This window comes from Rhodospirillaceae bacterium, from assembly GCA_040219235.1.
Taxonomy (GTDB): domain Bacteria; phylum Pseudomonadota; class Alphaproteobacteria; order Rhodospirillales; family Rhodospirillaceae; genus WLXB01.
This window is the reverse complement of sequence record JAVJSV010000010.1, coordinates 1-8,456: the sequence shown is the minus strand read 5'-3', so window position 1 is coordinate 8,456 and position 8,456 is coordinate 1. Positions and strand designations below refer to the sequence as shown.

Annotated in this window: 10 protein-coding genes; 2 read left to right on the top strand and 8 right to left on the bottom strand. The window is 48.8% G+C overall.

Annotated elements, in window-relative coordinates:
* From RIC29_04005 to RIC29_03980, 6 genes are all read right to left on the bottom strand, one after another.
* The coding region (locus tag RIC29_04005) for a hypothetical protein (GenBank protein MEQ8734063.1) at nt 1-306 on the bottom strand (306 nt) is incomplete at its 3' end.
* A gap of 178 nt (nt 307-484) precedes the next feature.
* A complete protein-coding gene (locus RIC29_04000) occupies nt 485-679 on the bottom strand; it encodes a helix-turn-helix domain-containing protein (protein MEQ8734062.1) in 195 nt (64 codons plus the stop codon).
* Entirely contained in the window at nt 669-863 is a 195-nt protein-coding gene (locus tag RIC29_03995; protein MEQ8734061.1) for a hypothetical protein, read from the bottom strand. Before RIC29_03995 ends, RIC29_04000 begins: the two co-directional genes overlap by 11 nt.
* A 169-nt stretch (nt 864-1,032) precedes the next feature.
* Complete coding sequence (locus RIC29_03990; protein MEQ8734060.1) at nt 1,033-2,079, bottom strand: hypothetical protein; 1,047 nt, start codon at nt 2,077-2,079, stop codon at nt 1,033-1,035.
* A 385-nt stretch (nt 2,080-2,464) separates the two neighbouring features.
* A complete protein-coding gene (locus RIC29_03985) occupies nt 2,465-3,163 on the bottom strand; it encodes an ABC transporter ATP-binding protein (protein MEQ8734059.1) in 699 nt (232 codons plus the stop codon).
* Between the two features lie 138 nt (nt 3,164-3,301).
* Nucleotides 3,302-3,940, bottom strand: coding sequence for a DUF1775 domain-containing protein (locus RIC29_03980; protein MEQ8734058.1), 639 nt, complete (start codon nt 3,938-3,940; stop codon nt 3,302-3,304).
* 192 nt (nt 3,941-4,132) lie between these two features.
* On the opposite strand from RIC29_03980, the gene RIC29_03975 reads away from it, so the two are divergent.
* Nucleotides 4,133-4,291 carry a hypothetical protein gene (locus RIC29_03975; protein MEQ8734057.1) on the top strand — a complete coding sequence of 53 codons (159 nt, stop codon included), beginning with the start codon at nt 4,133-4,135 and terminating at the stop codon, nt 4,289-4,291.
* A gap of 44 nt (nt 4,292-4,335) precedes the next feature.
* On the opposite strand, the gene RIC29_03970 is transcribed toward RIC29_03975, so the two are convergent.
* Nucleotides 4,336-5,382 (bottom strand): hypothetical protein, encoded by a 1,047-nt coding sequence (locus RIC29_03970; protein ID MEQ8734056.1) that lies wholly within the window; start codon nt 5,380-5,382, stop codon nt 4,336-4,338.
* Nucleotides 5,383-5,568: 186 nt separating this feature from the next.
* Nucleotides 5,569-8,010 carry a TonB-dependent receptor gene (locus RIC29_03965; GenBank protein ID MEQ8734055.1) on the bottom strand — a complete coding sequence of 814 codons (2,442 nt, stop codon included), beginning with the start codon at nt 8,008-8,010 and terminating at the stop codon, nt 5,569-5,571.
* 259 nt (nt 8,011-8,269) lie between these two features.
* On the opposite strand from RIC29_03965, the gene RIC29_03960 reads away from it, so the two are divergent.
* Nucleotides 8,270-8,456 (top strand): hypothetical protein (locus RIC29_03960; protein MEQ8734054.1); only part of this gene is annotated, 187 nt, incomplete at its 3' end.

Below are 8,456 nucleotides of genomic sequence, written 5' to 3'. Positions count from 1 at the left end.
CAACAACACGCCGCAGTGCTTGAACGCAAACTTTACCGTACTGATCACGTTCTGATAGCGACGCTTGGAGATACCAGCGTGGTCAGGATGGAAATCTTCTAACGCTTTGCGCAAGAACGCCGCGTTTGCTGGTACATCGGCTGCCATCCGGTTGAGCCATTTCGGGACTTGCCTTAGCGCGGATGAGGTTTCGCGCTTTTTGCGGCTGTTTAGCTGGGGGTCGCCCTCAATCCGGACCAAAATGTCTTCAAAGGTCAAGCTGTCTGGGCTGGTAAACGGGTTTCTGATCTTGCTGATATTAACCATGAGTCATCCTCCATAGTGCACAACGCTAAGTGACGTTAAATGAAAAGTGAAGACAAAAGAGGACAGAAGTACAATATAGTGCAAATATAGAACCAATTAACGTACTAAATATTGTGACTATATTTGCACTATTGTTTGACATTATTGTGCACAATTACTTGATGGCTGTCAGAAGAGGTCAAGTTTTGTGGGCGTTTACGAAGGCGTCCAAGTCCTTCGGATCGACGCGCTTTTGCCGACCGACCTGAACGCTACGCAGGGTTTTGTTATCAATCATCCGCCGCACCGTGCGGGTCGATACGCACAAGTAGTCTGCCACCTGATCAAGGTTAAGAAGGCGGGGAAGGGAGGGTGATCTGGAGTTACGGTTCATGTGTTTGCTGCTCCTCAGTGATTTTGTGAGCCTCGCGTGGTGCAGTTCGTGCTGCAGCTTTACCAAGCAAACGGGCGAGTTCAGTCAGCGACACATTGAGCGCACGCGATGGCAGTAAGGTCTGAGCCTGTGAGGCCAGCTCTTTCTCATTGTTTTCGGTTTCTGAAGTCCCGCGTTTTTCCACGATCAATTGCCCAATTGCGGCCACGAAAGGCCAATGGACTCATGAAGCCGGACAAAACTGGGCAGTTCAAACAGTGCCCAATTCCAGCGCAGTTTCGATATAAGTGATTGTTAGATTTAGAGAATTACCTGGGCATGTGCGTGGTGCCGGTTAACTCTGCCCAACTTTTTTATCCCAATTTAGATAAGGCCGACCCCAGTCTACGCCGTATCGTCTCGGGATTTTCGTTAAGGCAACGGTCCTTAGCGACTTTCTGGCATACTCTAGATTTCGACCAATCTGGGTGAAGTTCCATGATCTCTAGTGCTTTAGAGAGCCATTGCTGGTTTCGTTCTTGTAACGCCTCTTTCCTTCTGCCCTTTAGTGGTGAGGGGCGTTTATTCAGTTCGACAAGGATTGGAGGTTGGGGTGTGGGGTTTTTCCAGAAAGGCGGGAATGGACGATTGGCTGAATCCTGTTCGCAAAAAGAGCGTAACCATTCTCGACCAATCACCCAGGAGTCTGTCCAGTGGCGTTCGAACTCGTCGTTTTCCTCTGCTGCCCATTTCTCCATATTCAAGATGTCATCTTTGGAAATTGGAGTTCCGTGGCAATCAAAGACGCCATCGGGAGTGCACCACCCAAGGCGATTGGACGCGATGTGCTCTAACTGTTTTAGCGCTTTGAAGATCGTTTTACGCATGGGCAAAGGGTCGATTCCTGTTGAAACTGACCATTCGCCTAATAAATCGCCGAATACCATGGCCGCTAATTCTCCGAGCGTGCCGATGCGTCGCCACTTTCCAGCTTGGCTGCCATGAAAATTCTCTAGCTTGAATAGGGCTTGGAATTGATCGGCAATATCTTTGTCGATCAATAGAGAACCGGAAAAGGACTGCCCTTGCTCATTTGTGAAAGTGGCTTCTGTGTTTGAGAAGTTAAATTTGAGGCGGTTATCCGTGACTAGGCTTGCAAATGTTTTCGGTGAGGTATCAGGAATGTTCGTGACATCAGGCCAAGTCGTTGGCTTTATCGCTTGCTTTTTCTGACCTGTGTCGATGAAAGCAATCAAATGGCCCTGGCGAAGGCCATTCAGCACATGCAGCCAGCACTCTACGGTTAGTTTGCGCGTCTCGGAAATTTTGTAAGGCTTGTCTGGTGGCACAGTCCGCCAATCCGTGCCCAATTTAGAGCCGATCAAGCCAACTAATTCGCTTAAAGAATAAGCTCCAATCATCTGTGGATATTGCCACAGGAATCTGTGAGCCTTCGAGAATTATTTTGTCATTGTCTATTGCTCACAAAAACAACGATCAAAAGCCTAACAACTGCTGGAACGGTTCTAGGATGTAAGTACCCTATCTTGGATAAATCGAAGAGAATGTCCTGCTCATGAGCTTATCTTCGGAGAGGAGCGCTTGTGCCTTATACTTAACAACTATGCCCGATAGTACATTCTTACCAGGAAACACTTGTTCTTTAAAAAATATTCGCTGATACAATGCCCTGTTGAGCATGATGCTGTCATCCAAAGCATCCGGAATTATGCGGATTGCATCATCAATACCGGCGGATGAAGTAAAAAGAAGGGACAGGCGTGAATTAAGAGCTGCTGATCAAAATCACTGCATATGCCGAACGTAAATCTCTTCAATATCAGTATGGCTCACTTCTGTTGGGTCAATTTCTTCGAGAATTTTTCCACCACGCATTATACCAATTCGGCTGCCGACTTCTTTGGCTCTAAAGATATCATGCGTTGCCATAATCATCGCTGTCCCACCGGTTTTCATTTTTACTAATATGCGTGCAAATTCGTTGCTAGCTTTGGGGTCTAGCCCAGAGAAGGGCTCATCTAGTAACAGTGCTTTTGCTTTTTTTGCGATGGCAATCGCGATCCCGGTTTTTTGACGCATACCCTTAGAGTAATTTGCTGTCTTCCGGTCCGCAGCGTCAGGCTGCAAGTCAGCGGAAACTAAAATCGCGCGCAGTTCTTCTTCAGTATAAGAATTTCCGCCCAGTTTCGCGAAGTATTGTAGGTTCTCAAGTCCCGTAAGCTCTGGGTACAACATCACGAGATCAGGTATGTAACCTAGATAACGTTTTGTTTCGAGTGGGTGCTCAGCAATGTTCAATCCGTTTATCATTGCCGCACCTTCACTCGGTTCAAGAAACCCGAGGAAAAGCTTTATAGTAGTGGATTTTCCCGCTCCATTCGCACCCAAGAGAACGTATATCTCACCGGGTTTCACTGACAAATTTAGATTCGTGAGAGCATGAAAAGTATCGAAAGATTTGGATAGGTTTTCTGCATCAAGCATTTGACTGAGGCCTACTAGTTCTACTTTCCCAACGGTGAATTAAGAAAGAAAAGGTTTCATCTTATACGGAGTAACGGGGCGGCCAGTGACCGCCCCGTTATCAATCAGTAAACAATATATATTATCCTGGGGAGGATATTACTTAGCCATTGCTTCCTGCTGATTGCTTGCCCCGCTGGCTTGTTCGGATGTCCACTCCCAAGGGTACTGCTTTTTCTCAGGTGCGCGGATAATCAAGAAAGGCGCAGGTGTGGCTGTTGCCGTCATAAACGCCCAGGTCTTTTTGGCGAATTCCGGATCGTTAATGTCTAGCGCGGTTTCCGGCAGATCAACGTAGGGATCAGTACCTTCTTCGCACACGGTGATGTTTTGTACGTGGAATACCTTGCCGGGTTCGTCCGGCAGGGTCATGCGGAATTTGAACGGATACCAGCCGTCGGCGGGGACCGTCTTGACTGGGTTCTTCCAGATGATCTCGCCCACGACTTCGGTGACTTGGCGGCCGTGCGCCATCATCGGCTCTTCCAGCGTGCGCATTTTGTATTCGATATCCCAAGCTGGGTCGAACGCCGCTTTGGCATCGGTCACGCCATCAGGCACCCTAATACGCAAACCAACCACCGGGCTGTTTTTGCACCCGTGGTTGACGCTCAAAACCATCGGCGTGGAATACCCCGCATAGCCTTCTTTAAGGTCGAGGCCGTTGTGCGCTGATGCTGCTCCGGCGAATGCCAAACCCAGTGCGGCAGCCGTTGTAAATAGTGCCTTCTTGAACATGTCAAAACCTCCTGTTGAAACGACGAAAATAGATGTTCGCAATCACTGCTAGTGATGCCGACCGGAAAACTTTTCTCGAAAGCATTAGTAACAGTTTTAGTTAAAGAACGCCAGAAAACTATAGCTCTGGAGCCGGTGCAGGGTCTGATCACGCGTTGGTTATGTTGCCGAATTCGAGCACGCTAATGCAGGATGCGTAGCCAACCGTGTAACCAACTGTTCGAGTTATTGAACTACATGGAAGGGAACTATTTATCCATCGGCGAGCTTGATCCCACGGGCGACAACCGCCTCGAAAATATCGATAACAAGGGCGCTGATACTCAGCTGATGTTGCCGGTCCACCGGTGAAAAATTAGCCAGGCATTCTTGATGCTTGCTGCCAAATCTCTGCCTTATTCTTTCTTGTGCAATCTCGGCAATGACCCGCCAAGCTCACAACTCACAGAAATACCTTTCACATTCAGCGTAATTGTCTCTGCGACGGGCGGTTCAATTGAAAACGCAACGGGCGGTTCTTTGTTGCCATCGGATAACGAAAGACGCAGCAGGTCATCCAGTCCACTACCTTGATTTTTTGGAAACTCAGCTCGCAATAGCATCAAATCATACTCCCGACCATCGTCGCCCGTGGCGGTGGTTTGGAAACCTCGGTCATAGGCACCAAGCTTGCGAGTCCCTGCGCGATCAGAAAGCTGGCACTGATAGGGTCGCGCGCGATGAAGACGTATGTGGGTTTGGTCTTCACGCCCTAGAAAAAGAAATCCGGCGGACCAATTATTGTCGTAAAGCCAGAGTTGTTCCGGCGTTAAAACCCATTCAGTATCAGCCTTGAACTGTTCGCCTGTTCTCTTAGAAGTGAAGGAGCAAGTGCCTGGTTCTTTGAGCTGTGTATCAGGCGATTTTGCCTGCAATACACCAAATACCTGATTGCCGTCCCGTCGCCATAACCAATCGCAATTAATGGCCTCGGGTTCACGTTGTCTAACTTTGCGCCATAGTTCCGGTCGTTCATGAAGGTTCTCATATTTCTCAGGGTCTGCCGGGCCCTGGCCAAATATATTTACCGCACCAAGTTCTTCATCTATCACAGCATTAAACAGAACCTGGCTCCTTCCAACAATTGGACCGTTAGGCCCTCCGGCATTGATTTGGCCGTAAAAGACAACGTCCCCCACTTGCGGTGCGTCTATGAGTGCAAAGGTGCGGTACCAATGGTCATGTAGTCCGTCCTCAGCATTACTCGGTGCCCTAATATTTTTCTCGTACCAGACTTGCGGATAGGAGTCCCATGTGCCCGGCAACCATTCTTTTAATTGCTCGATCACCCATTCCAATTCATTACGATCTTGGTCGTAGCCGGGTGCTGCGGATGCGGACGTAGTTAGAACGTAGACAACGCCAATAAACGCCGAGATCGCTGTGGTAAAGCGTTTTTTCATTCTTTGTATCCTTTCTCACTATTAGTGTTCAGCCCATTTCTTGTTTCACTAGATAGTGGGTGGTCATAACCAGCTTTTTATTTCACCAATTAATCTAACGGAGATTTAAAAGGTCAATTTTGAGTTAAGTCAGAGACAAACCCCTCTCACTTAGTGAGAGGGGTTTTCTAAACCGTGTTGCGAACTTTACATGCGGTAGCTGAGACGCAGTCCAAGTTGGCGTTCATCTGGTACGAACAGGTTGATGGCTGTACCGAAGGTGAACAAATCAAAGTTTTCCTGGCCACTGCGAATCTTATCTGAGTCGAAGAGATTATCAGCGTAGGCAATGATCGACCATTTATCACCTTCGACACCGAGACGTGCGTCAACGTTGATATACGATGGCAAGGTCCAGCGGTTCCATTGAGATAGAAAACGTTTGCCTTGGTATTGAGCGTCAACTTCTGCAACCAAATTCATCGAGTCTGTGATTGGAAAAGACCCATTTAAACCGACTGTAAAGGCATGTTTTGGTTGGCGCTCAAGATGATTCCCGGTGAGCGATATTTCACAGACCGGCACTTCTGTGCCAGCTGATGACGTTACGGTTGTTGGCGTGCAATTGCCACCGCGCACTAAGTCGTTTCCGCTCTGCGTATTAAACACAAAGTCCGTGTATTTGGTATCGAGGTAAGTATAAGCCGCGGTAAAGCTAAGCTCCTCCGTTGCAACCAAGGTGAAATCTGCTTCTAATCCTTTAATCCGCGCTTTACCTGCATTCTTGGTAACAACACCAAGGGCGATTCCCTGGCCACCGGCTGCATCTTGAGTGGTGACCTGCTTGTCGCTGTAGTCCATGTAAAAGACATCGGCATTCAACCGAACGCGACCGTCGGCCCATTCGGTTTTTGCACCGACTTCGTAGCTCCAAAGTGTTTCGGGTAAGAAGCGGTTATTTTCCAATGTGCCACCTATGGACAACGTGGAGAAGCCGCCCGGTTTGGCGCCTTTGGCGATGGCAGAATAGAGCAAGATGTCTTCTGTTGCGTGGTAATCAACAGAAATCCGCGGGGTGAAATAGTTATCACTTGCTTCAGCGAGAGGCAGTTGGGTCGGGATTGAGTATGGTACCGGACCAGCGAAGAACGTGCCGAACGCATTGTTGTTATCGCCCTCGACATCATAGGAGAAGCTTTCTTCCGAATAGCGGGCTTCTGCCACGACCGTTAAATCTTCCGAAAGGTCGTATTCAATATGCCCATAGGCGGACCAATGTTCGGTGCTGCGCAATAAGACTGCTTCGTTTAAGGCGGAACGTCCTAACAGGGCGAGATTTAAGTTCGCTGAGCCGAGACCCGCGAAATCGACAGTAGCACTGCTGAAATCACGTTGATCGACATCTTCGTCCCAATAGAGCCCCCCGACTGCCCAGCGCAGACCATCCGATGCCAAATCGCCGAGTCTGAATTCCTGGCTGAACTGTTTTGTGTCGGTGATGAAGTCAATAATTGTGGTGCGAGGGAGCGGTTCTGATATGCCGCCTGGTGGGGGTAAAAACACTGGAGCAACGGCAGCACCGCGCTTATCTGAGTCGAAGTTTTGCAAAGTCTTGGCATCATTGTACCCTGTAAGTGATGTAAAATATACGTTTTCTGCAACTTCCCATTCAATATTGAGGCTGGTGATCAGACTGTCCATTTCGGTCCCGAAGAAATCTTCATTGGTAAATGGATCCGTGCTCAACTGGATTACGTCACCCGCGTCGATAGACAATTCTCCAAATGTCGGATTAAAGGCACCTGTTAAGCCAAGCGGGTTGGCGGGTGCGGCAATAAAGTTTGCGCCACCTTTAACGACTTGCGCCCGCACCTCATTGGAATCGTCTGAATAGGCTATGCGCGCTGTGGCGTTTAAGGTTTCCGAGAGATCAGCGCTGATAATCCCGGATACACCAATACTCTCAAAACCGCCGATTTTTGAGTCTGTGACGGTATTGCGATGGTACCCGTTGTGTTCCGCATACGCCGCATTGAGCCTGACTCCTACTTTTCCGCTGTCGTCAATGGGACCACTAACGCCCCCCCGGACTTCAAGCTGTCCATGATCTCCGCCGTCAATAAATATGTTGGCCGTAAATTCATCAGACGGCTTCTTCGTAATGTAGTTAATGGCTCCGCCAAACGCGACACGGCCATACAATGCACTTTGAGGGCCTTTCACGACTTCGATGCGTTCCACATCGACGAGGCGCATGTTCATCATGTTGCCACCGCCCGCGGTCTGAATGGACTCGCTGGAGACATCAATCCCATCCAGCAGGATGCCGACGGGTGGACGGCCTCTGGTGGCTGGAAGCCCGCGTATGGCAGGGCGTGTATCTTGCGGGGCAAAGCCCAAATCAAAAGTTAAACCTGGAGTCAGGCGGGCGACATCTTCGACGCTTCTGATTCCGCCGCGTTCGATTTGAAGGTCTGTGAAGGCTGTGATGGATAAAGGTATGTTTTGCAGTGATTCCGCGCGGCGGCGCGTTGTCACTGTAATTTCTTCAATTGTGATCTGGGCCATAACGTCTTGGACGCCAATTAAGGCAGCAGTAGACAGCATCGTGGCACTGGCAAGTAAGTATCGATAACGGTGTGATGACATGATTTGATCCCCTCAAATTTAAAGGCATGACCTCTTTCGATTCCCCAACCAAAAGACCAAAACCTTATAAAGAGCAATGGTATTCATTTGTTTCAAGCCGTAAAGATGGGGAAGCGGTCTTGTAAAATTTCCAGGGTGTCTGTTGCAAAACCACAACTCCGGGAAAAATCACCGACTCACAAAGAACTTGTTAACCAAATAAACGGCGATATTCCTTGATGAAAATAGGATTTTACATCTTTAACGGTGCTTTTTGTGTGTGTTCTTGCATCACGCCAGCACATCAAATAAGACGGAAATTTCTGTCCGCGCTGCGGATTGCCGAAAACTAATTTCTCATATTCCGGCTGATGACGTTGCGTTCGAGCCCGGTTTGGATGTGAGAGGTAGAAAAGTCGCGCCGACTGATCTGGGCGGTGGATATGGCATCACGGCACCGGACAAAA